Origin of the sequence: Notoacmeibacter ruber (assembly GCF_003668555.1) — a bacterium.
Classification (GTDB): domain Bacteria; phylum Pseudomonadota; class Alphaproteobacteria; order Rhizobiales; family Rhizobiaceae; genus Notoacmeibacter; species Notoacmeibacter ruber.
The window spans coordinates 1,013,466-1,034,201 of sequence record NZ_RCWN01000001.1 but is presented as its reverse complement, the minus strand read 5'-3'; the positions used below and the strand labels follow the sequence as shown (position 1 = coordinate 1,034,201).

The window sequence follows — 20,736 nt, the reverse complement described above, 5'->3', positions numbered from 1 at the left end:
TGGCAAGCCGGCGGCTATGGCCGGTTCAAAGCGCCTCGCGACGGAAGATCAGAGAGGCGTTCGTGCCGCCAAATCCAAACGAATTGGACAGCGCGACGTCGATCGTCCGTTCCCGCGGCTTGTGCGGCACCAGATCGATTCGGCTTTCGACCTCCGGATTGTCCAGATTGATGGTCGGCGGAGCCACCTGATCGCGCATGGCAAGAAGACAGAAAATCGCCTCCACGGCGCCAGCGGCACCGAGCAGATGGCCGATCGCGCTCTTTGTGGAAGACATGGAAGCCTTGTCGGCCCCGTCGCCCAGCAGACGCTCCACCGCACCGAGTTCGAGCGTATCGGCCATGGTGGAGGTGCCGTGTGCGTTGACGTAATCGATGTCGGAGGCATCGATACCGGCGCGCTTCAGCGCCGCGCTCATCGCCCGGTAAGCGCCTTCGTGATTCTCGGCCGGCGCTGTGATGTGATAGGCATCGCCGGAGAGGCCATAGCCGATGACCTCGCCATAGATCTTCGCGCCACGCGCCTTGGCATGCTCAAGCTCTTCAAGCACCACGATGCCGGCGCCTTCGCCCATCACGAAACCGTCGCGGTCGGCATCCCAAGGACGGGAGGCGATCTGCGGCGTATCGTTGAACTTGGTAGCCAGCGCCTTGCAGGCGGCAAAGCCGGCAAGCGACAATTTCGTGATCGGGGCTTCGGTGCCGCCGGCGACCATCACATCGGCATCGCCGAGGGCAATCATCCGTGCTGCATCGCCGATGGCATGTGCGCCTGTGGAACAGGCCGTGACGACGGCGTGATTCGGCCCCTTCAATCCATGCCGAATCGAGACCTGGCCAGAAACGAGATTGATGATGTTGCCCGGAATGAAGAAGGGGCTGACCCGGCGCGGGCCCTTCTGTTCAAGAGTGAGAGTGGTCTCTGATATCCCCTCGATGCCACCGATGCCCGAACCGATGACCACGCCGCTTGCGCACTTGTCCTCTTCGGTTTCCGGCTTCCAGCCGGCATCTTGCAGCGCCAGATCCGCGGCAGCGATGCCGTAGGTGATGAACTCACCGATCTTGCGTTGTTCCTTGGGCTCTACGAAGTCATCGGGATTGAAGGCGCCTTCGCCCTCACGAGGAATCGAGCAGGCGATCTTGCATGCCAGATCGTCGACATCGAAGCGTTCGACACGGCTTGCTGCGGAACGGCCTGCAAGAATCTGTTTCCAGGTATGCTCGTGGCCAACGCCGAATGGCGAGATCATACCGATGCCGGTGGCGACTACTCGTCTCATTATCCCTCTCCAGATGAAAAAGGTCTCCGCCCGGAAAGACGGAGACCTTGAAATTACAGCCTGCCGGTGCCGCTTGCGCGATGGGCTCTCGCGACGGGCAACGAGGCTTTTGGCCCGATCAGGCGGTCTGCTTCTCGATGTAGCGAACGGCGTCGCCAACCGTGAGGATCGTTTCGGCGGCATCGTCAGGGATCTCGACGCCAAACTCCTCTTCGAAAGCCATGACCAGTTCGACTGTGTCGAGACTGTCGGCACCGAGATCGTCGATGAAGGACGCTTCCATCGTCACTTTCTCTTCCTCGACGCCGAGATGTTCGACGACGATCTTCTTCACGCGTTCGGCGGTGTCGCTCATTTGGTATTCCCCAGTTGAAAAATCTGCTGGCGCTTTCGTTAGCCGCGCAAGCGCCGCTAATCAAGAGCAAGCAATGTTAGAAGCACTCTTATCGACGATTGTTCGGAGGCCGTCCCCCGTCAAATCATCGCCATTCCGCCATTGACGTGCATTGTCTGACCGGTGACGTACGCCGCTTCCTCGGACGCTAGGAAAGCCGCCATCGCGGCAATTTCCTCTCCCTTACCCATGCGCTTCATCGGGATGGACGAAAGAATGCCGTCGCGCTGTTTTTCGTTCAGCTTTTCCGTCATCGCGCTTTCGATGAAACCGGGCGCGATCGCGTTGACGGTGATGCCGCGGCTGGCGATTTCATGCGCAAGGCTCTTGGTAAAGCCGATCATGCCAGCTTTCGCCGCGCAATAATTTGCCTGTCCCGGATTGCCCGTAACACCCACGATGGAGGTGATGTTGATGATCCGGCCTCCCCGACGCTTCATCATCGGGCCGGTGAGTTCGCGGGTCAGACGGAAGGTCGCCGTCAGATCGATTTCAAGGACCTGATCCCAGTCTTCGTCCTTCATGCGGATGAACAGGCCATCCTTCGTGATGCCGGCATTATTGACGAGAATATCGACGCCCTGAAGCTTTTCCTCGGCCTCTTTGCCAAGTGCAGTCACCGCGTCGCGATCGGAAAGATTGGCGGGCAGGACCACAGTGCGCTCGCCAAGATCCGCCGCGAGCGCTTCAAGTTTTTCAGCACGGGTGCCATGAAGGCCCACGGTCGCGCCAAGCGCATGAAACCGCCGCACGATGGCCTCGCCGATACCGCCGGACGCGCCGGTCACCAAAGCCTTTTTGCCTGAAAGATCGATCATGGAAATTTCCTTTTCTAGAATCGGTCGGGTCACGAAAGCGCGCTGAGCGCCTTTTCCATATCGTCCAAGCTGCCGATCGGAATGGCCGTCAGCGACCGGTCGATCCGGCGGGCCAGCCCCGACAAAACCTTGCCGGCGCCGATTTCGTAGACCGTATCGACCTCGTTGGCCGCAAACCATTGCATGGTTTCACGCCAGCGCACGCGGCCGGTCACCTGTTCGACCAAGCGGTCCGCAATCTCAGCGGGATCGGTCAGCGGACTGACAGTCACATTGGCGATCAGCGGGACAGCGGGTGCCTTCATCTCGACATCGGCCAGCGCCGATCGCATACGATCGGCAGCCGGCGCCATGAGGGAAGAGTGGAAGGGCGCCGATACCGGCAGCATGAGAGCCCGCTTTGCACCCTTTTCCTTGGCAAGGTCCGCGGCCTTTTCCACAGCGGCCTTGCTGCCGGAGATCACCAACTGGCCGCCGCCATTGTCGTTGGCGATCTGGACCGTGCCAGCATCGGCTGCGTCCTGGCAGATCGCCTCGACCTCCTCCTGCTCAAGACCGATAATCGCTGCCATGGCGCCTTCACCGACGGGTACCGCCTTCTGCATGGCTTCTCCCCGAATGCGTAGCAGTCGAGCAGCGTCCGCCAGGGCAAACGTGCCGGCAGCGCAAAGCGCAGAATATTCTCCGAGAGAATGGCCGGCGACATAGGCCACGCTCTTCTCGAGGAGAAGGCCGCGAGATTGCATCGCGCGCAGTGCTGCAATGGAGACAGCCATAAGGGCCGGTTGCGCATTCGCCGTCAGTGTCAGCTTCTCTTCCGGGCCTTCCCAGATCGTCTTGGAAAGGGATTCGCCCAGCGCATCATCGACTTCCTCGAATACCGCGCGGGCCTCGGGAATGGAATCGGCAAGGTCCTTCCCCATGCCGACGGACTGACTGCCCTGTCCGGGAAAAATGAATGCTGTCGCCATCTAGAAGCGCCTCCAAGGCTGGTCCGTCATTCGGTCGTGGCGGATTGCCGAAAGGTGAGGCAAAGGTCAAGGAAGGACCAGAAAAAGATGGCGAAACCGATTTCGGGAACGGACTATTCGGCAGGTATGACGGGAGCCTCCAGGCCGTTCTTGCGGCGAAGAGCTTCGGCCAGGCTTGTTGCTCTACCCTCATCGCCGGCATCTTCGAAACGCGGCTTCGCGCGTCCAGCCGACCAATTGGCCTGCATGCGAACGATCGGATTGGGAGCGCACCAGATCTCTCCGGTCTCGTCGATGGCCGTCACCCAAAGAAGATTGTGCTCGATGCCGTAATCGATGACAGCAAAAGCCAGCCCCTTGCCTTTGCCCGAGACGTGTACAGGAAGTGGCGGATCAAGTTGCGTGAAAGCCATCGAAATCGTCCCTATCGGGTTGTCAGCGCTACAATGCATCATCGGCCGCTTTCGTTGCCTGGCTGCAACATTTATATAGCATCGCGATCTTGCCTTGCCCCTTATCATTTAATGCGGTATGGAGCCGCCGTTCAGCCGGTCCTGTGCCGGGGGTCAATCGAAGGGCTGTCTTCGGACAGCAGGTGACGGAATGTCGACCGGCCTTCGCTCCCGTCTCCGCTCTCGACCGCTTCGTGCAGCGCCTTTCCCGCCGTCTCGTTCGGCATCCGAAAGGTCGCAGAGGCTTTAGCCGCGCGGGCCCGGTGATGTGAAACGAAGGAAAGGCAGAGCCACACATGGCCCTTTACGAACACGTATTCCTGGCACGCCAGGACCTCAGCCAGAGTCAGGTCGACGAAATGGTTCAGACCTACACCGGCATCATCGAAAATGCCGGCGGCAGCGTCACCAAGACGGAAAACTGGGGACTGAAGTCCCTCGCTTACCGGATGGATAAGAACCGCAAGGCTTATTACACCCTGCTCAACATCGACGCGCCCGCCGAGGCTGTCCAGGAAATCGAGCGTCAGCAGCGCTTTTCGGAGGAAATCCTTCGTTCGCTGACCATCAAGGTCGACGAACTCGAAGAAGGCCAGTCCGCGATGCTGCGCAAAGACGACCGCGGCGATCGCCGTGGCGGTGGTCGCGGCCGCGACCGTGACCGTGGCCCGCGCCGCTAAGACGCCGAGAAAAGGAACAGACAATGGTCGATATCAACCAGCTTCCGACGCGCCGGCCGTTCCATCGCCGCCGCAAGACCTGCCCGTTCTCCGGCGCCAATGCGCCGAAGATCGATTACAAGGATGTGCGCCTTCTTCAGCGTTACATTTCCGAGCGCGGCAAGATCGTGCCGTCGCGCATCACGGCGGTTTCCGCCAAGAAGCAGCGTGAACTGGCCAAGGCCATCAAGCGCGCCCGCTTCCTCGGCCTACTGCCCTACGTGGTGAAGTAAGAATTTTTTGCCGCGCCGGCATGTTCGGCGCGGCCTTGCCTTCGGCGGTCGGCGCCGGAAGCATCTTTGACAAAACCGAAGTTGGGACGGCATTCACCGCTTTCCCTAACTGCCCAGAGCAGGACAGCGACCCGTGAAGACCCTTTTGGCCAACCCTTATGCTGTCGGTATTCTTGCCGGCCTGACCGCCGCCCTCGTGGCGGCTGCGCCCCTTGGCGGCACGGCCTTTCTCACGCTGCTCTCGCCCTTTCCCCTTCTTGTTGCCACGCTGGGCTACGGTCTGTCGGCGGGCGTTGCCGGTTCCATCGTTGCGATGGGATTGACCCTTGCGCTTTCGGGTCTCCAGCCGGCGATCGGTCTTGGCATGCTGATCTGCCTGCCTTCGGTACTGGCGGGCACGCTGGGCGCCCTTGCCCGCCCCGCCTCCGAACTCGGTGGACCGGACGATACGCTGGTCTGGTTTCCCCTAGCGGATATTCTCCTCGCGCTCTGCGGCGCGGCCGCTTTGGCCTTCATCATTCTCTCCGCTCTCAGCGGTACGGAGCATGAACTGGCGTCGGAAGTGGCCCGCAGCCTCGTCGCGAGCTATCAGGAAGGCGGCGTTGCCCTGCCCGATGATTTCGAGGGCCAATTGGAAACGTTGCTACGCTCCGTTCTGCCGATCGTGCAGCCATTCGGCTGGGTTCTGACGCTGGTTTTCAACTTCTACGTTGCGCTACAGCTCGCCCGCCGTGCGGGCGTACTCAACCGTCCAAGAGACGATTGGCCAACATCGCTGCGCATGCCTCGTCTGGCGCTTGTGCCCTTCGCCATCGCTCTTCTGGCGAGTTTTGCTCCCGGCATGGCTGGTTATCTGGCGGCAGGCGTTGCCGGCGCATTCGGTGCGGGTTTCGCGGTGGCTGGCTTTGCCATGCTTCACGAATGGAGCCGCAGCCAGAACGGCCGCCTTCTGATCCTCGGCGGCAGCTATGTTGCCGTCCTGTTTTTTGCACCGCTCCTGGCGGGGTTTGTCATTGCCGGTCTGTTCGACACAAAGCGTGCTTCGCCGCTGTCGCCCGGACCGGTCGAATAAACGAATGAATGAGACGACCAAGAAAGGAACAAAATCATGCAGGTCATTCTCCTGGAACGCGTTAACAAGCTTGGCGGCATTGGCGATACCGTCACCGTCAAGCCGGGCTTTGCCCGTAATTATCTGATCCCGACGGGCCGTGCCCTGCGGGCGAACGAGACCAACAAGGCACGCTTCGAAGCCGAACGTGCTCAGATCGAAGCCCGCAACGAAGAGCGCAAGTCCGAAGCCCGTAAGATTGCCGACGAACTCGACGGCAAGACCTTCGTGGTGATCCGCTCTGCCGCCGAAACGGGCCAGCTTTACGGTTCGGTCTCCTCTCGTGACATTTCCGACCTTCTGAAGTCCGAAGGCTTCAAGGTTGGCCGCAGCCAGGTTGACCTCAACCAGGCCATCAAGGCCATTGGCATCACGGACGTCCCGGTCGAGCTTCACCCTGAAGTGCGCGTGTCGATCTCGCTCAACATCGCCCGTACCACGGACGAAGCCGAGCGCCAGGTGCGCGGCGAAGACCTGACAAGCGCCGAGGCTATCTACGGCGAAGACATCAACGATGCGGCCCAGCCGGAAGAGTTCTTCGAAGAAGATGACCTCTATGATGACGGCAGCGCACCGGCGGAAGAGACCGATAGCGAAGAAGAAGAGCAGAGCGAAAGCTGATCGCTGCTTCTGCGAAGCTTTGAGAAGAAAAGCCCCGTCGAACGCCGGGGCTTTTTGCTTTTGGGGGTGGATATTGATTCTGTTGCGGATGCCAACATAATGATTGTGTTGGATAAAGGGTGCGGCATCGGAACTCGATCCGGAGCGGAGAGATGAAAGGCAGTGTTCACGCGCGAATAGAAAACATGATCGGCAGACTGGTTGACCGGATGATCGGGACTGGCACGCTGATCGCAACACTGCCGAACGGGCAGTCGCATCGGTTCGGGCCGGGCGGCGCGCCAAGGGTCGCGGTAAAGATCCACGATCAGCGAACCCTCTTGTCCATCGTATTAAATCCGGATCCGGCCTTCCCGGAAGCGTATATGGACGGCAAGATCACGCTGGAAGAAGGAGATCTTCTGGATTTCTTCCAGCTCCTCTCGCCTTCGCAGCGAAATGCCGACTACCCCATGATTGCAAGGCTGCGAAACAATATACGGTTCGCCGGGCGCCATTTTTCGCAGTGGAATGGGATCGCCGCGTCCCGCCGCAATGTGAAAACGCATTACGATCTGTCGCCGGCGATGTATCGACGCTTTCTCGACGACGACATGCAATATTCCTGCGCGTACTTCCCGCGGCCAGGCATGACGCTCGAAGAGGCGCAGATTGCCAAGAAGAGGCACATTGCTGCCAAGCTGCTCGTCGAGCCGTCTATGGACGTTCTCGATATCGGCTGCGGATGGGGCGGCATGGCTCTCACCCTCGCGGAGGAATGCGGCGCCAACGTCACCGGTATCACGTTGTCCGACGAGCAGTTGTCTGTCGCGAAAGAGCGCGCGGTCGGGCGCGACGATGTCCATTTCGAGCTACGTGACTACCGGACCCTCGAACGGACATATGACCGCATCGTCTCGGTCGGAATGTTCGAGCATGTGGGTATCCGCAACTACGATACCTTCTTCGGCAAATCCAAGGAATTGTTGGCTTCCGACGGCATTATGCTGCTGCATACGATCGGCCGCAGCAGTCCACCGGACGTGACCAGCCCCTTCCTGCACAAATACATTTTTCCCGGCGGCTATATTCCCGCTCTGTCGGAAATATCGGTCTCCATTGAGAAAGCGGGACTGACGATCACCGATGTGGAAATCCTGACAACGCATTATGCCGATACGCTCGCCGAATGGCGCCGGCGCTTTCATGCCGTTCGCGACGAGGTGCTCGCCGAATATGACGAGCGCTTCTTCCGGATGTGGGACGTGTATCTGACGGCTTCGGAAGCCTCGTTTCGCTATTACGACATGGTGGTTTTCCAGTTGCAGATAGTTCGCGACAAAACGGTCGTCCCCATGAGCCGGGATTATATCGCCGAACGCGAAACGAAGCTGGCGTCAGCCGGCGATGAATCTGCACACAGAGATCTGGCGCATGCGGCCCAGTAGGAGACGCGACAAGTTTTCCCCGCTCTCCCCGTAACTTTCCCCGGTGAATTCAGGAGGACCAAAAGTTACCCTTCATGAGCTTTTCGGCCGCGTTTCGGTGTAGAAGAATCATTGCCGATTGAAGAGAGTCGGCTGGATTTCGACAATGGAGAATGGATTGATGGCCGAACCGGCACGGCACCTGCAGGCAGTGGACGGCGGCTCGGGCGATAATTATCGTCAGGCGCCGAACAATATTGAAGCCGAGCAGGCGCTTCTCGGCGCCATTCTTGTCAATAATGACGCGTTTTACCGCGTCTCCGACTTTCTCAAGCCGGTCCATTTTCACGATCCGCTGCACCGCAAGATCTATGAAGTCGCCGGCGAACTGATCCGCATGGGCAAAAGCGCCAATCCGGTCACATTGAAGACCTTTCTGCCGGCGGATCAATCCATTGGCGACATGACTGTCAGCCAGTATCTGGCGCGGCTTGCAGCCGAGGCGATCACCATCATCAATGCCGAGGATTACGGGCGGGGGATCTACGATCTGGCGACCCGACGCGCGCTGATCGGCATTGGCGAAGGCATGGTCAATACCGCCTTCGACGCGCCCGTCGATGCGCCGCCGCAGCAACAGATCGAGGATGCCGAACGCCGGCTTTTCGAACTGGCCGAGACCGGCCGCTATGATGGCGGCTTCGAAGCCTTTTCCGACGCCCTTGCCACAGCCATCGACATGGCTGGCGCGGCCTATCAGCGCGACGGCCACCTCTCCGGTATCTCCACGGGCTTTATCGATATCGACCGCAAGCTGGGCGGGCTTCAGCCGTCCGACCTTGTCATTCTGGCCGGCCGTCCCGCCATGGGTAAGACGTCGCTAGCCACCAATATCGCTCACAACATTGCCGCAGCCTATGAACCGGCCCCTCAGGCTGACGGTTCGGTCAAGCCAGCCCAAGGCGGTGTCGTCGGCTTCTTCAGCCTGGAAATGAGCTCCGAACAGCTCGCCACACGTATCATTTCCGAGCAGGCGCGTATTTCGTCCTCGAAAATCCGCCGCGGCGAGATTACCGAAGCGGATTTCGACAAGCTCATCGCCTGTTCGCAGATGATGCAGCGCACCCCGCTCTACATCGACCAGACCGGTGGTATCTCCATTGCGGCACTCGCCGCGCGGGCGCGGCGGCTGAAACGCCAGCGTGGGCTCGACGTCATCGTGATCGACTACCTCCAGCTCATGCAGGGCACGGCTAAGAGCGCCGGCAACCGCGTGCAGGAGCTGACCGAGATCACCACCGGCCTCAAGGCCCTGGCCAAGGAACTCAATACCCCGATCATCGCGCTCAGCCAGCTTTCCCGACAGGTTGAATCGCGCGACGACAAACGTCCGCAGCTTTCGGATCTGCGTGAATCCGGTTCGATCGAGCAGGATGCCGACGTTGTGCTCTTCGTCTATCGCGATGAATACTACATGCAGAACAAGGAGCCGGAGTTCGGCACACCGGAACATGAAGACTGGCAACAGAAATTCGACCGGGTCCGCGGCAAGGCGGAACTGATCATTGCCAAGCAGCGTCATGGACCGACCGGCACGGTCGACCTCGGCTTCGAAGGCGAATTCACGAAATTCTCCGATCTGGCGGATGAGGAGCGTCTGCCGGAGCGCTTCGAGTGACGGCGGCGGCCGCGCTTGTCGAAAAAGAGGTGAACGGCCTTCCCGGGACGATACTGACCATCGACCTTTCGGCGCTTCGCCGCAACTGGGAAGCGCTGCGGCTTCGATCAGCGCCCGCCGAATGCGCGGCCGTGGTCAAGGCCGACGCCTACGGTCTCGGCGTTGAGCGCGTTGCGGCGGCTCTGCCGGAATGTCGAACGTTTTTCGTGGCGACCCCGCAGGAAGGTGCGGCGCTGCGGCCGATACGACCTGATGCGACGATTTACGTTCTTTCGGGGCCATGGAGCATGGCGGCGGCCCAGGCCATGGCGGATTGCTCCCTTCGACCCGTCATCAATACCCCACGGCAATTGACCGACTGGCTCACGACGGGGCTTCCCTTCGCGCTCCATCTTGATACGGGGATGAACCGGCTCGGCCTGACTGACGACCAGGCGGCGGGAATAGGCAAAGATGTCCGGCCTTCGCTCCTCATCAGTCACTTAGCCTGCGCGGACGATCCCGACATTCGGGCAAGTGCAGAGCAAAGAGAGCGATTCAAGAAAATCAGCCAAGCTTTTGAAGGCGTGCCACTTTCTCTCAGCAATTCCGCCGGCGTTTTTCTCGGTGACGACTATCATTTCGATCTGACCCGCCCGGGTATTGCGCTTTATGGCGGATCGGCGGGACCGCGGACCACCGGCATCTCGTCGGTCATCAGACTTTCCGCCCGAATCATTCAGCTTCGCGAAGCAAGGGCTGGCGAAGCGGTCTCTTACGGTTATAGCCACCGCCTCAAGCGAGACAGTCGCCTTGCCACGGTTGCCATCGGCTATGCGGATGGCTTCCTGCGTTCGGCCTCCGGCAGCGGTGTGCCGCTCCGCTCCGCGGTGCCCGGGGGCGCTTATGCGATGCATAGCGGCACGGCCCTCCCCCTCCTTGGCAGGATCACCATGGACCTTTCCATCTTCGACGCAACCGACGTGCCACCCTCGGCTTGTCAGGAAGGCGAGTGGGTGGAAATCATCGGTGACGCAATTTCAGTTGATGACGTCGCGCGCCGCGCCGGAACGATCGGCTACGAGGTCCTGACGGCGCTCGGGCGCCGACACGATCGCCGTTACGTTTGATCGTCTGTCGTCGCCAGGGACCGCGCTCCATGGGGCCGCGTCCAAATAAAAACCAGCACACATGCGAGCGTTATCGCCTGAATGGCCAGCAAGGTGACACCCAACCCCATAGCAACCGACAAACCGAACACAGCAACAATGGAGAGCGTGGCAAGCCTCTTCGCGCGGAGCGAGATCGCACCTTCACGATGCCAATCCATGATGGGTGGGCCAAACCGGGGATGGTTGACCAACCAATTGTGAAGACGCGGCGAGGAACGAGCGAAGCAGAACGCCGCGAGAAGCAGAAACGGAACAGTCGGCAGCAGGGGCAGCGCCACCCCCAGCAAGCCGAGTATCAGCGCGGTGAATCCCGCTGCCATCCAGAACCAACGCATCACCGCCACTGCTTCCCCTTGCGCAGGAAAATCGAAAGTCACTCCTTTTCATCTGTAGCGCAGTTGGCGGCAATCGACAGCGCGGATCAGACAATCGTGTTTTCGGCTGGCAAGATGCTCGATTCTGCGATATGAACGAAAGAGGAACATTCGAGGATATTCATGGCCCGTCAGAAGATCAGTTTCATTTGCGCACAATGCGGCACAGTTCATCCGCGCTGGCAGGGTAAATGCGATGGATGCGGCGAATGGAACACGCTGGCCGAGGAACAGGCGGGCGGCGGTGTCGGCGGCGGGCATCAACGCGCGCCGAAAAAAGGCCGGCCTGTGGAACTGGTCACGCTGGACGGCGAGCAGCAGGAGGCGCCACGCATCCGAACCGGGATTGCTGAGCTGGACCGCGTCACCGGAGGCGGCTTCGTGCGCGGCTCTGCGCTTCTTTTGGGCGGCGACCCGGGAATCGGAAAATCGACACTCCTGATGCAGGCGGCGGCGTCCCTCGCTCGTCGAGGAAGTCGTGTCATCTATGTCTCGGGTGAGGAAGCCACCGGGCAGGTCCGCTTACGGGCTCGCAGGCTCGATGCAGCGGACAGCGCGGTGATGCTCGCAGCCGAAACCAATGTGGAGAATATTCTCGCAACCCTCGCTGACGGTCCGCGTCCGGATTTCGTCATTCTCGACTCGGTTCAGACTCTCTGGACCGACAGCGTGGAGAGTGCACCCGGCACCGTTACTCAGGTACGCGCCAGCGCATCAGCCATGATCCGCTATGCCAAACAGACCGGCGCGGCAATCGTGCTCGTCGGACACGTGACCAAGGACGGACAGATCGCCGGACCTCGCGTGGTCGAGCACATGGTGGATGGCGTGCTCTATTTCGAAGGCGATGGCGGCCAAGCCTACCGGATTCTCCGGACTGTCAAGAATCGTTTTGGCGCGACCGACGAGATCGGCGTCTTTGCGATGAGCGACAAGGGGCTGGCAGAGGTCGCCAACCCGTCGGAACTCTTTCTGGGCGAGCGCAACGGCAAATCGCCAGGCGCAGCCGTTTTTGCAGGCATGGAGGGCAGTCGTCCCATTCTTGTGGAAATCCAGGCGCTCGTCGCGCCCTCCCCACTCGGCACGCCCCGCCGCTCGGTGATCGGCTGGGACAGCGGTCGGCTCTCCATGATCCTCGCCGTGCTGGAAGCCCATTGCGGCGTCCGCTTTTCACAACACGATGTCTATCTGAATGTCGCCGGAGGCTATCGCATTACCGAGCCTGCTGCCGATCTTGCCGCCGCCGCCGCGCTGGTATCGTCGCTGGCCGGGCTTGCTCTGCCTGCCGATTGCGTCTATTTCGGCGAAATCAGTCTCTCCGGGGCGGTGCGGCCGGTCGGCCATTCCATCCAGCGGTTAAAAGAGGCGCATAAGCTGGGATTTGAAAGGGCTGTTCTTCCGGCGAGTACCGAGGAAATCGGAACCAAGGCGTTACGGCTCTCGCAGCCTGAGACTCTGGTTGATCTGGTTGCCTCCATCGCAGGCTCCTCGCAAATTTCGGCGCGTGAAGAAGCGGCCTGACTGTCTGCCGTGAAGCGGTCGCAGTCCCATGCTGAGAGAGACCGACCGAGACACGGACAGATAGACGGATAATATGACACTTCTGGATGGCATCTTCATTGTTTTCACGCTGGTGTCGGCGCTTCTTGCCATGGTTCGGGGCTTCTCTCGTGAAGTGCTCTCCATCGCATCCTGGATCATCGCCGGCATTGTCGCGTGGATCGCCTATCCGTTTCTCTCTCCCTATCTTCTCGAACCGCTTGGCCGGCAGATCTATGCCGATCTCGCCGCGGCGGCGATCATTTTCCTGATCGTTCTGATCATCGTCACCATCATCACCATGCGCATCGCCGACTTCATCATCGACAGTCGGGCCGGCGCGCTGGACCGTACGCTGGGCTTCATTTACGGCGTGGCGCGAGGCGTGGTCGTTCTGGCTGTAGCTCTGCTTTTCTTCCAGTGGCTGGTCGCCGGCAATCCGCCGGAATGGGTGGCCAACGCCAAGTGCCGGGCGATCCTGGATCCGGTAGGCGAGGAAATTGCCTCGCTCCTGCCTGAAGATCCCGAACGCGACCTATTCGACCGGTTTCTGGACGACGAAGACGACACCGAGGCCCAGCCTGGTGATGAAGACGCGACACAGAACTGAAACGGCTGGCCACCTCTTGCGGGTGGCCTTGCTCCTTTTGCGATGACAGGGCAGTGCAATGGCTGAGACCGACCGTTTCATTTCCGATGATTGGGATAACGAAGCCGATGCGTTTCACGACGAGTGCGGCGTGTTCGGCATTTACGGACGGCAGGACGCCGCTCCCATCGTCACGCTCGGGCTGCACGCCCTTCAGCATCGGGGACAGGAAGCGGCGGGGATCGTATCCTTCGATGGCGCACAGTTCCACGTCGAGCGGCATATCGGCCTGATCGGCGACACCTTCACCAAGCAGAGCGTGATGGATCGCCTACCGGGCCACCGGGCGATCGGCCACGCGCGTTATTCGACCACCGGCGAATCGAGCCTTCGCAATGTCCAGCCGCTCTTCGCCGAGTTGGCGGACGGCGGTTTCGCCGTCGCGCATAACGGCAACATCACCAATGCGATGACGATCCAGCGCGTTCTGCAGAAGCGTGGAGCCATCATCTCGTCCACGTCGGACACCGAAACGCTTCTGCATCTGGTGGCGACAAGCGAGAAGACCAATTTCAACGACCGCTTCATCGACGCTGTCCGCCAGTTGGAAGGAGCTTTCTCGCTCGTTGCTCTTTCCTCCAAGAAGATGATCGGCTGCCGCGACCCGCTCGGCATCAGGCCGCTCGTGCTCGGCGATCTGGACGGCTCCTACATCCTCTGCTCGGAAACCTGTGCGCTGGATATTATTGGTGCGCGCTTCGTCCGGGACGTGAAGCCGGGCGAGATGGTCGTCATCACAGAAAAGGGCATCCAGAGCCATTTTCCGTTCGACAGCGTGGAAAGTCGCTTCTGCATCTTCGAATATGTCTACTTCGCTCGCCCGGATTCGGTGATCGAGGGTCGCGACGTTTATGCCATTCGCAAGAATATCGGCACGGAACTGGCGCGCGAAGAGGCGATCGAGGCCGATATGGTGGTTCCCGTGCCCGACAGCGGAACGCCTGCCGCGATCGGCTATGCGCAGGAAGCCAATTTGCCTTTCGAACTCGGCATTATCCGAAACCATTATGTCGGTCGAACCTTCATCCAGCCGGGCGACTCGATCCGCCATATGGGCGTGAAGCTGAAGCACAACGCCAATCGCAGAACGATCGAGGGCAAGCGGGTGGTGCTGGTCGACGATTCGATCGTGCGCGGAACGACAAGCCAGAAAATCGTTCAGATGATCCGCGATGCCGGCGCCAAGGAGGTGCATATGCGCATCGCTTCCCCACCAACGCGCGCATCGTGCTTCTATGGCGTCGACACACCGGAAACCGCCAAGCTTCTTGCAAGCCGCATGTCGGTCGAGGAGATGGCGGATTTCATTCGGGTCGACAGCCTCGCCTTTCTTTCCAATGACGGCCTTTACCGCGCCGTCGGCGAAGAGAAACGCAATGATGAGAAGCCGCAATTCTGCGATGCTTGCTTTACGAGAGAATATCCAACACGACTCACGGATCTTGAAGGTTCCGACAATGTCCGGCGCCTCTCCGTCCTGTCGTCGAAAGGCTAGGTTTTGAGTGAATTGATCGGAACGGTGCCGGATCTTTCCGGACGCGTTGCTCTCGTGACGGGCGCGTCGCGCGGGATCGGCTACTTCATTGCCAAGGGTCTGGCCGGTTGCGGCGCGCATGTTGTCGCAGTTGCCCGCACCGTCGGTGGTCTGGAAGAACTCGACGATGAAATAAAGGCAGCCGGCGGCAGCGCTACTCTCGTACCGCTTGACCTGACGGACATGGCCGGCATCGACCGTCTCGGCGGCGCCATTCATGAGCGGTGGGGCAAGCTGGACGTGCTTGTCGCCAATGCCGGGGTCCTCGGCACCATTTCCCCTATCGGCCATGTCGAGGCAAAAGTCTTCGAGAAAGTGATGAGCGTGAACGTCATCAGCCAGTGGCGCCTCATCCGTTCCGTCGATCCGCTGTTACGACTTTCCGATGCAGGTCGGGCGATCCTCATGAGTTCCGGCGCAGCATCGTCCGCCAAGGCGTTCTGGGGTCCTTATGCCGCTTCCAAAGCGGCGCTGGAAGCACTCGGGCGCTCTTGGGCGCACGAGACGCAGAACATGGCCGTGCGCGTGAATATGGCCAATCCAGGCGCCACGCGCACCGCCATGCGCGCGCAGGCCATGCCGGGCGAAGAGCCGGAAACGTTGCCGCATCCATCCGAGATCGCACAGCGCCTGCTGTTTCTTGCCTCACCGCAATTGCAGGTGACCGGCAAGCGCTTCGAAGCACGCGATCAGGTTTTTGTCGACCTTCCCGCACCGGCCTGACGCCATCGTCGCCTAAAGCGAGATATCCTCGTCGATCGGCTCGCGTCGGTCGTCGGGTTCGGCTTCGGTTTGGCCAAGATCCTGTCGCTCCTGCCAGGCCTTGAGGCGCACATTGTAGCGATACGTCGAGATCGGGATCGAAGCCAACAGGAGAATGGAGCCGACGACCAGCGTCAGAAAGGTGTATGAGTAAAGCACCATCGCGAAGATCACGACGGCTAGGAGAATCGGCACAACGGCATCGCGTGGCACGCGCGCTCCGAGAGCCTTGCCGGACCAGACCGGCAGACGGCTGACCGTGAGAATGGCGACGCCCAAGGCATAAATCGTAGCGATCACTGCGAATGTGGGGCTTGGCTCGACGCCCAGTACACCGAGATAGACGGGCACAAGAAGCAGGACGGCAGCAGAGGGCGCGGGCATGCCAACGAAGTATTCGCCCTGCCACGGCGCCCTGCCCGGATTTTCACTCATCACATTGAAGCGTGCAAGCCGCAGGCCGCAGGCTATTGCGAAGATGAGCACGGCGATCCAACCGAATGGCTTGGTCAGATGCAAAAGGTCGCTGTAGAGAAGAATCGCCGGCACGACACCGAAATTGACAATGTCTGCCAGAGAATCCATCTCCGCGCCGAACCGGCTGGTGGCTTTCAGCATCCGCGCCAGCCGGCCGTCGATACCGTCGAGGAAAGCCGCAACAAGTACCAGGTAGACGGCACGCTCCATATCGCCTTCCAAAGCGAAGCGCATGCCGGTGAGGCCGAAACAGATAGCCAGGACTGTGACGAGATTCGGCCAGATCAGCCGAAGCGGGATTTCCCGCAGCCGTGGTCCGCGGCCCGATGTATTGGCGATATCTTTCTCCTGATCCGGGGTTTGCGTCATCGGCCCACTCTAGCGCCGCACCGCGTGGGCAGCGGATTGCCCTTCCTCGAACGAGGCCAGCACGGTTTCGCCTGCAATGGCTGTCTGGCCAGCGACCACGCGAGAGACAGCGCCCTCGGGTAAATAGACGTCGAGCCGGCTGCCAAAACGGATCAGACCGAAACGCTCACCGGCGACCAGAGCCTCACCCTCCTGGGCCCAGCAGATGATCCGCCGCGCGACGAGCCCGGCAATCTGCACGCAGCCAATTGCACCATGCGGACCGTCGATGACGAGGCCGTTCCGTTCGTTCTCGCGGCTTGCCTTGTCGAGGTCGGCGTTGACGAACTTGCCCGAGCGATAAGCGATACGGGAAATGCGTCCGCGAACCGGCGCGCGGTTCACATGGCAGGAGAAGACATCCATGAACACCGAAATCCTGAGCATCGGATCCGCGCCCAGCATCAGCTCTTCCGGTGGAACGGCAGGGCCGACGGCCGAAACTCGTCCATCGGCCGGTGAAATCACCAGCCCATCGTCGACGGGCACATAGCGATCAGGATCGCGAAAGAAGTAGGCGCACCAGGCGGTCAGCGCCAGACCGATCCAGAAAAGGCCCGACCAGAGAAAGCCCAGCAGGACCGCGACCGCGAAGAAGGCGGCGATGAACGGATAGCCTTCCTGACGCACAGGTACGAGCGTCTTCTTTATGGTATCCGTCAAACTCATTGCCGTTCTCCCTGTTCCGGCGGGCGGAAAGCCGTATTGCCCCACATAAGACAAGCCTGATGGCTTGCAAAGCATGGCGCAAAATTTTCGCTCTCGGCATTTTGCTTCCGACAGTCGTCGCCCTACTTTTTGGAAACATTCTAAAAAGGGGTACCATTGATGACGACCATTTACGAGGCGATCAAATCCGACCACGACAATCACCGGGCGCTGCTGGAGACGATCGGCGATACGCAGGGCGATAGCGAGAAGCGCCGTACGGCGTGGGAAGAATTCTACTACGATGTGAAGAGCCACGCCGCCGCGGAGGAAGAGACCTTCTATTCGCAGCTGATGTCCGATCCGGACGGACAGGACGACGCGCGCCACTCCGTCTCCGAGCACAAGGAGCTCGATGACATGATGGAAGAACTCAACCAGATGGATATGAGTTCACCTGGCTGGCTCACCAAGTTCAAACAGATGCGCCACGATTACGAGCATCATATCGACGAGGAAGAAGAGGATATCTTCGCCAAGGCGAAAGAGGTTTTTTCCGAGAAGGAAGCGCGCGAGTTCGCACCGCAATTCGAAAAGCGCAAGAAAGCCGAGATGAAGCTGGTGGACCAGAAGGCCGAAGAATCACTCGAGGAGTGAGCTTCATTCAATCGAAGCTAACGCGCCCCGGCCGAAACGCCGGGGCTTTCTTTTTCAGAAATGCTCGCCCATCCGAAACGGGCCATGGCGGGTCGACGCGGCGACGAGATAGGCCGTCGACCAGCCGATCAGAAGAAAACCGTTGATCCCCTCGAGCGCTCCAAGAAGCCGCCATTCGGAGGGAAGGATCAGATCACCATAGCCAAGAGTGGAAAAGGTGGTGGTTGAGAAATAGAGCGCGGACTCAAAGCTCGGGCTCGCCCCAAGCATCAGATAGGCAAAGGCCCATAACCACACCTCCGCTGTGTGAACGGCAAAGAGCCCCAGAACAGTGAAGAGCATCGCTCCGGTTTTGCCGCCCCGATGCTTATGCAAACGAAACCAGCGGATAAGGACGGTCATTGTCCCCGTCAGCAGCATGAGCCCGACAGTGTGGAGCAGGACTGTCGCGCCGATAATGGCGGTTCCCAGCGATAGATTGGCAAACATCGTTTTCGGCCCTGTCGAGATGAGATGGTGGTCGACTTTAGCACCCGACAGTCAGGCTCTTTCCAGTACTGTTGACGAGAGCCATCAGCCTTTCGCATTGCTCTCGTCAATGGGCGGGTGACTTCCTTACGACCACACCCATTTCGTCCTCTTCTCGGGCACGGCGCAATCGTTCTTCGGCCTCCGTCGCCTCCTGCTGGCGGTTCCACATATCGGCGTAAAGGCCACTCCGTTCGATCAGCTCACGGTGCGTTCCTCTCTCGGCAATCATGCCGCCTTGCAGGACAATGATCTCGTCGGCATCGACAATGGTCGAAAGTCGGTGCGCGATAACCAGCGTAGTACGGTCCTTGGAAACGAGGTCCAGAGATGCCTGAATTTCCTGTTCCGTATGCGTATCGAGCGCGCTGGTCGCCTCGTCCAGAATGAGAATGGGAGGACTTTTCAGAATGGTTCGGGCGATGGCGACACGCTGCTTTTCGCCGCCCGACAGTTTGAGCCCTCTCTCGCCGACCATCGTGTCGAAGCCGTCAGGCAGGCTGCGAATGAAATCGGCGATCTGCGCCAGCTCTGCCGCCCGCACGACTTCGGCTTCGGTCGCGGAGGGCCGACCATAGCGAATATTGTACATGATGGTGTCGTTGAAGAGGACGGTGTCCTGCGGGACCATTCCGATCGCACTGCGCAAGCTGCGTTGCGTCACGTCGCGAACATCCTGACCGTCAATGGTGATCGATCCGGCCTGAATGTCATAAAACCTGTAGAGCAGGCGGCTGATCGTGCTTTTGCCCGCACCCGACGGTCCGACGATGGCAATCGTTCGACCGGCGGGTACCTCGAAGCTGATGCCCCGCAGGATGGGGCGATTGGCATCATAGGCAAAGTGGACGTCGTCAAAGCGGATTGCCCCCTCCTCAACGACGAGCGGTGTGGCATCCGGCGCGTCCTGAACCTCTTCATCGACATCGAGAAGTCCGAACATCTGCTCCAGGTCCGCCAGCCCCTGCCGGATTTCCCGATAGACGAAACCGATGAAGTTCAATGGCACGGCGAGCTGCATGAGGATCGTATTGATGAAGACGAAATCGCCCACGCTCTGGGTACCCGCGCGTACGGCGATGACGCTCATCACCATAACCGTCCCCATGCCGAGACCGAAGATAAGGGCCTGGCCGAAATTGAGCCATCCCAGCGAGGTCCAGGTCTTGGTAGCCGCTTCCTCGTAACGGGCCATGGAGCGATCGAACCGCGCCGATTCCATCTCTTCATTACCGAAATATTTGACCGTTTCGAAATTGAGGAGACTGTCGATCGCCTTCGTGTTGGCGTCGTTGTCGGAATCATTCATTTCACGGCGGATCTGGATGCGCCAGTCCGAGGCCCGGACGGTAAACCAGCTATAGGCGCATATTGTCAGCGCGATCACCACGACATACCAGACACCGTAGGCCAGGCCGAAAATGACCGCCACGATTGCAAATTCGAGGATCGTCGGAATCGTGTTGAGGATGGTGAACCGGACCATCGTCTCGATTCCCTTCGTGCCGCGCTCGATGATACGAGAGAGGCCGCCAGTCCGCCGTTCCAGATGGTAGCGCAAGGACAGTTTGTGCATATGCACGAAGGTCTTGTAGGCCAGTTGCCGGACCGCGTGCTGCCCGACCCGCGCAAACAGTGCGTCGCGCAACTGGTTAAATCCCTGTTGGGCGATGCGGGCGAGATTATAGCCGAGAACGAGCGCGATCGGCCCTGCCACCGCCAGCGGTAACCAGGACGGCGCACCATCGCCATCCTGCGCCAGCTCATCAGTCGCCCATTTGAAGAAATAGGGAACGGCGATGAGAACCACTTTCGCGATCAGCAGAAAGACGGTTGCCCAGACGACGCGCCATTTCAGATCAGCCCGATCGGACGGCCACATGTAGGGCCACAGGTTTTTCAGCGTCTGTAGTGTCGATCCCCGATCGGCCGAAACTGTCCCACTCATTCCGTCATGACTTTCTCCTGAATCGGCATTTCACAGCCGCAACCATCCTCAGGCACCAATCCGCTGACCAACTCGCCAGTGCGGCGAAGCAGATCCGCCGCATTGTCAGACAGGCGGTAGAGGCTGGTGGTGCCGGCCATGCGTCGTTCGACCAAACCGGCATCGAGAAGCACCCGGAGGTGCTGCGATGTGGTGCTCTGCGCTAGGCCGGTCAGAGACGTCATCTCGCCACAACAAGCACATTCACAGCCCCGAAGCTGCCGGATGATGCTCAGCCGGGCGGGATGGGCCAGGGCGGCCAGTATCTTCGTCGCATCCATCGCTGGCGCTCATATGGTTGTAAAAAACCGCGTTTCTTCATCGTAATTATACGATG

Annotated in this window: 23 protein-coding genes; 12 read left to right on the top strand and 11 right to left on the bottom strand. The window is 60.0% G+C overall.

The genetic code is table 11. The features are described 5' to 3' along the window. Positions 1–25 precede the first annotated feature (25 nt). From fabF to D8780_RS15810, 5 genes are all read right to left on the bottom strand, one after another. Entirely contained in the window at positions 26–1,282 is a 1,257-nt protein-coding gene (fabF, locus tag D8780_RS04870; protein WP_121644601.1) for a beta-ketoacyl-ACP synthase II, read from the bottom strand. Between the two features lie 118 nt (positions 1,283–1,400). Beyond that, a complete protein-coding gene (locus D8780_RS04865; RefSeq protein WP_094078102.1) occupies positions 1,401–1,637 on the bottom strand; it encodes an acyl carrier protein in 237 nt (78 codons plus the stop codon). A 119-nt stretch (positions 1,638–1,756) separates the two neighbouring features. Beyond that, positions 1,757–2,494 carry a 3-oxoacyl-[acyl-carrier-protein] reductase gene (gene fabG / locus D8780_RS04860; RefSeq protein WP_121646375.1) on the bottom strand — a complete coding sequence of 246 codons (738 nt, stop codon included), beginning with the start codon at positions 2,492–2,494 and terminating at the stop codon, positions 1,757–1,759. Positions 2,495–2,523: 29 nt separating this feature from the next. Next, positions 2,524–3,465: an ACP S-malonyltransferase gene (gene fabD / locus D8780_RS04855; RefSeq protein WP_121644600.1), complete on the bottom strand. Its 942-nt coding sequence runs from the start codon at positions 3,463–3,465 to the stop codon at positions 2,524–2,526. Positions 3,466–3,578: 113 nt separating this feature from the next. After that, positions 3,579–3,878 carry a hypothetical protein gene (locus D8780_RS15810; RefSeq protein WP_199699557.1) on the bottom strand — a complete coding sequence of 100 codons (300 nt, stop codon included), beginning with the start codon at positions 3,876–3,878 and terminating at the stop codon, positions 3,579–3,581. Positions 3,879–4,213: 335 nt separating this feature from the next. Here D8780_RS15810 and rpsF point away from each other — a divergent pair, with 335 nt between their 5' ends. The 7 genes from rpsF (at position 4,214) to alr (ending at position 10,794) form a co-directional block, all read left to right on the top strand. Further along, positions 4,214–4,597, top strand: coding sequence for a 30S ribosomal protein S6 (gene rpsF / locus D8780_RS04845; protein ID WP_121644599.1), 384 nt, complete (start codon positions 4,214–4,216; stop codon positions 4,595–4,597). A 23-nt stretch (positions 4,598–4,620) separates the two neighbouring features. Beyond that, entirely contained in the window at positions 4,621–4,869 is a 249-nt protein-coding gene (gene rpsR / locus D8780_RS04840; protein WP_094078106.1) for a 30S ribosomal protein S18, read from the top strand. Positions 4,870–5,002: 133 nt separating this feature from the next. Then, a complete protein-coding gene (locus D8780_RS04835) occupies positions 5,003–5,941 on the top strand; it encodes a DUF2232 domain-containing protein (protein ID WP_158598442.1) in 939 nt (312 codons plus the stop codon). 36 nt (positions 5,942–5,977) lie between these two features. Continuing rightward, entirely contained in the window at positions 5,978–6,601 is a 624-nt protein-coding gene (gene rplI / locus D8780_RS04830) for a 50S ribosomal protein L9 (protein WP_121644597.1), read from the top strand. Positions 6,602–6,786: 185 nt separating this feature from the next. Beyond that, complete coding sequence (locus D8780_RS04825; protein WP_245412267.1) at positions 6,787–8,028, top strand: SAM-dependent methyltransferase; 1,242 nt, start codon at positions 6,787–6,789, stop codon at positions 8,026–8,028. Between the two features lie 160 nt (positions 8,029–8,188). Next, complete coding sequence (locus tag D8780_RS04820; protein ID WP_121644596.1) at positions 8,189–9,685, top strand: replicative DNA helicase; 1,497 nt, start codon at positions 8,189–8,191, stop codon at positions 9,683–9,685. Then, positions 9,682–10,794, top strand: coding sequence for an alanine racemase (gene alr, locus D8780_RS04815; protein WP_121644595.1), 1,113 nt, complete (start codon positions 9,682–9,684; stop codon positions 10,792–10,794). The genes D8780_RS04820 and alr overlap by 4 nt, the downstream gene beginning before the upstream one ends. Here alr and D8780_RS04810 read toward each other — a convergent pair. Then, positions 10,785–11,213 carry a YbaN family protein gene (locus tag D8780_RS04810; protein WP_245412266.1) on the bottom strand — a complete coding sequence of 143 codons (429 nt, stop codon included), beginning with the start codon at positions 11,211–11,213 and terminating at the stop codon, positions 10,785–10,787. The two genes, alr and D8780_RS04810, sit on opposite strands and share 10 nt — an antisense overlap. 120 nt (positions 11,214–11,333) lie before the next feature. Between D8780_RS04810 and radA the strand changes: the two genes are divergently transcribed. From radA to D8780_RS04790, 4 genes are all read left to right on the top strand, one after another. Further along, the gene (gene radA / locus D8780_RS04805) at positions 11,334–12,731 is read left to right on the top strand and encodes a DNA repair protein RadA (protein ID WP_121644594.1); all 1,398 of its coding nucleotides are present in this window, start codon (positions 11,334–11,336) and stop codon (positions 12,729–12,731) included. Between the two features lie 73 nt (positions 12,732–12,804). Beyond that, positions 12,805–13,359, top strand: coding sequence for a CvpA family protein (locus tag D8780_RS04800; protein ID WP_121644593.1), 555 nt, complete (start codon positions 12,805–12,807; stop codon positions 13,357–13,359). A gap of 58 nt (positions 13,360–13,417) precedes the next feature. Beyond that, complete coding sequence (gene purF / locus D8780_RS04795) at positions 13,418–14,893, top strand: amidophosphoribosyltransferase (RefSeq protein WP_121644592.1); 1,476 nt, start codon at positions 13,418–13,420, stop codon at positions 14,891–14,893. A 12-nt stretch (positions 14,894–14,905) separates the two neighbouring features. Beyond that, complete coding sequence (locus D8780_RS04790) at positions 14,906–15,655, top strand: SDR family NAD(P)-dependent oxidoreductase (RefSeq protein ID WP_199699624.1); 750 nt, start codon at positions 14,906–14,908, stop codon at positions 15,653–15,655. A gap of 12 nt (positions 15,656–15,667) precedes the next feature. Here D8780_RS04790 and pssA read toward each other — a convergent pair whose 3' ends face one another. Further along, entirely contained in the window at positions 15,668–16,540 is an 873-nt protein-coding gene (pssA, locus tag D8780_RS04785) for a CDP-diacylglycerol--serine O-phosphatidyltransferase (RefSeq protein WP_121644591.1), read from the bottom strand. A gap of 9 nt (positions 16,541–16,549) precedes the next feature. Then, a complete protein-coding gene (locus tag D8780_RS04780) occupies positions 16,550–17,248 on the bottom strand; it encodes a phosphatidylserine decarboxylase (RefSeq protein WP_121644590.1) in 699 nt (232 codons plus the stop codon). 159 nt (positions 17,249–17,407) lie between these two features. On the opposite strand from D8780_RS04780, the gene D8780_RS04775 reads away from it, so the two are divergent. Further along, positions 17,408–17,884, top strand: a complete 477-nt coding sequence (locus tag D8780_RS04775; RefSeq protein ID WP_121644589.1) for a hemerythrin domain-containing protein — start codon at positions 17,408–17,410, stop codon at positions 17,882–17,884. Between the two features lie 54 nt (positions 17,885–17,938). On the opposite strand, the gene D8780_RS04770 is transcribed toward D8780_RS04775, so the two are convergent. The 3 genes from D8780_RS04770 to D8780_RS04760 form a co-directional block, all read right to left on the bottom strand. Continuing rightward, on the bottom strand, positions 17,939–18,373 hold the full coding sequence (locus D8780_RS04770) for a potassium channel family protein (protein ID WP_121644588.1): 435 nt from the start codon (positions 18,371–18,373) through the stop codon (positions 17,939–17,941). A gap of 106 nt (positions 18,374–18,479) precedes the next feature. After that, a complete protein-coding gene (locus D8780_RS04765; protein ID WP_121644587.1) occupies positions 18,480–20,360 on the bottom strand; it encodes an ABCB family ABC transporter ATP-binding protein/permease in 1,881 nt (626 codons plus the stop codon). Beyond that, the gene (locus D8780_RS04760) at positions 20,357–20,680 is read right to left on the bottom strand and encodes an ArsR/SmtB family transcription factor (RefSeq protein ID WP_121644586.1); all 324 of its coding nucleotides are present in this window, start codon (positions 20,678–20,680) and stop codon (positions 20,357–20,359) included. Before D8780_RS04760 ends, D8780_RS04765 begins: the two co-directional genes overlap by 4 nt. Between the last annotated feature and the right edge of the window lie 56 nt (positions 20,681–20,736).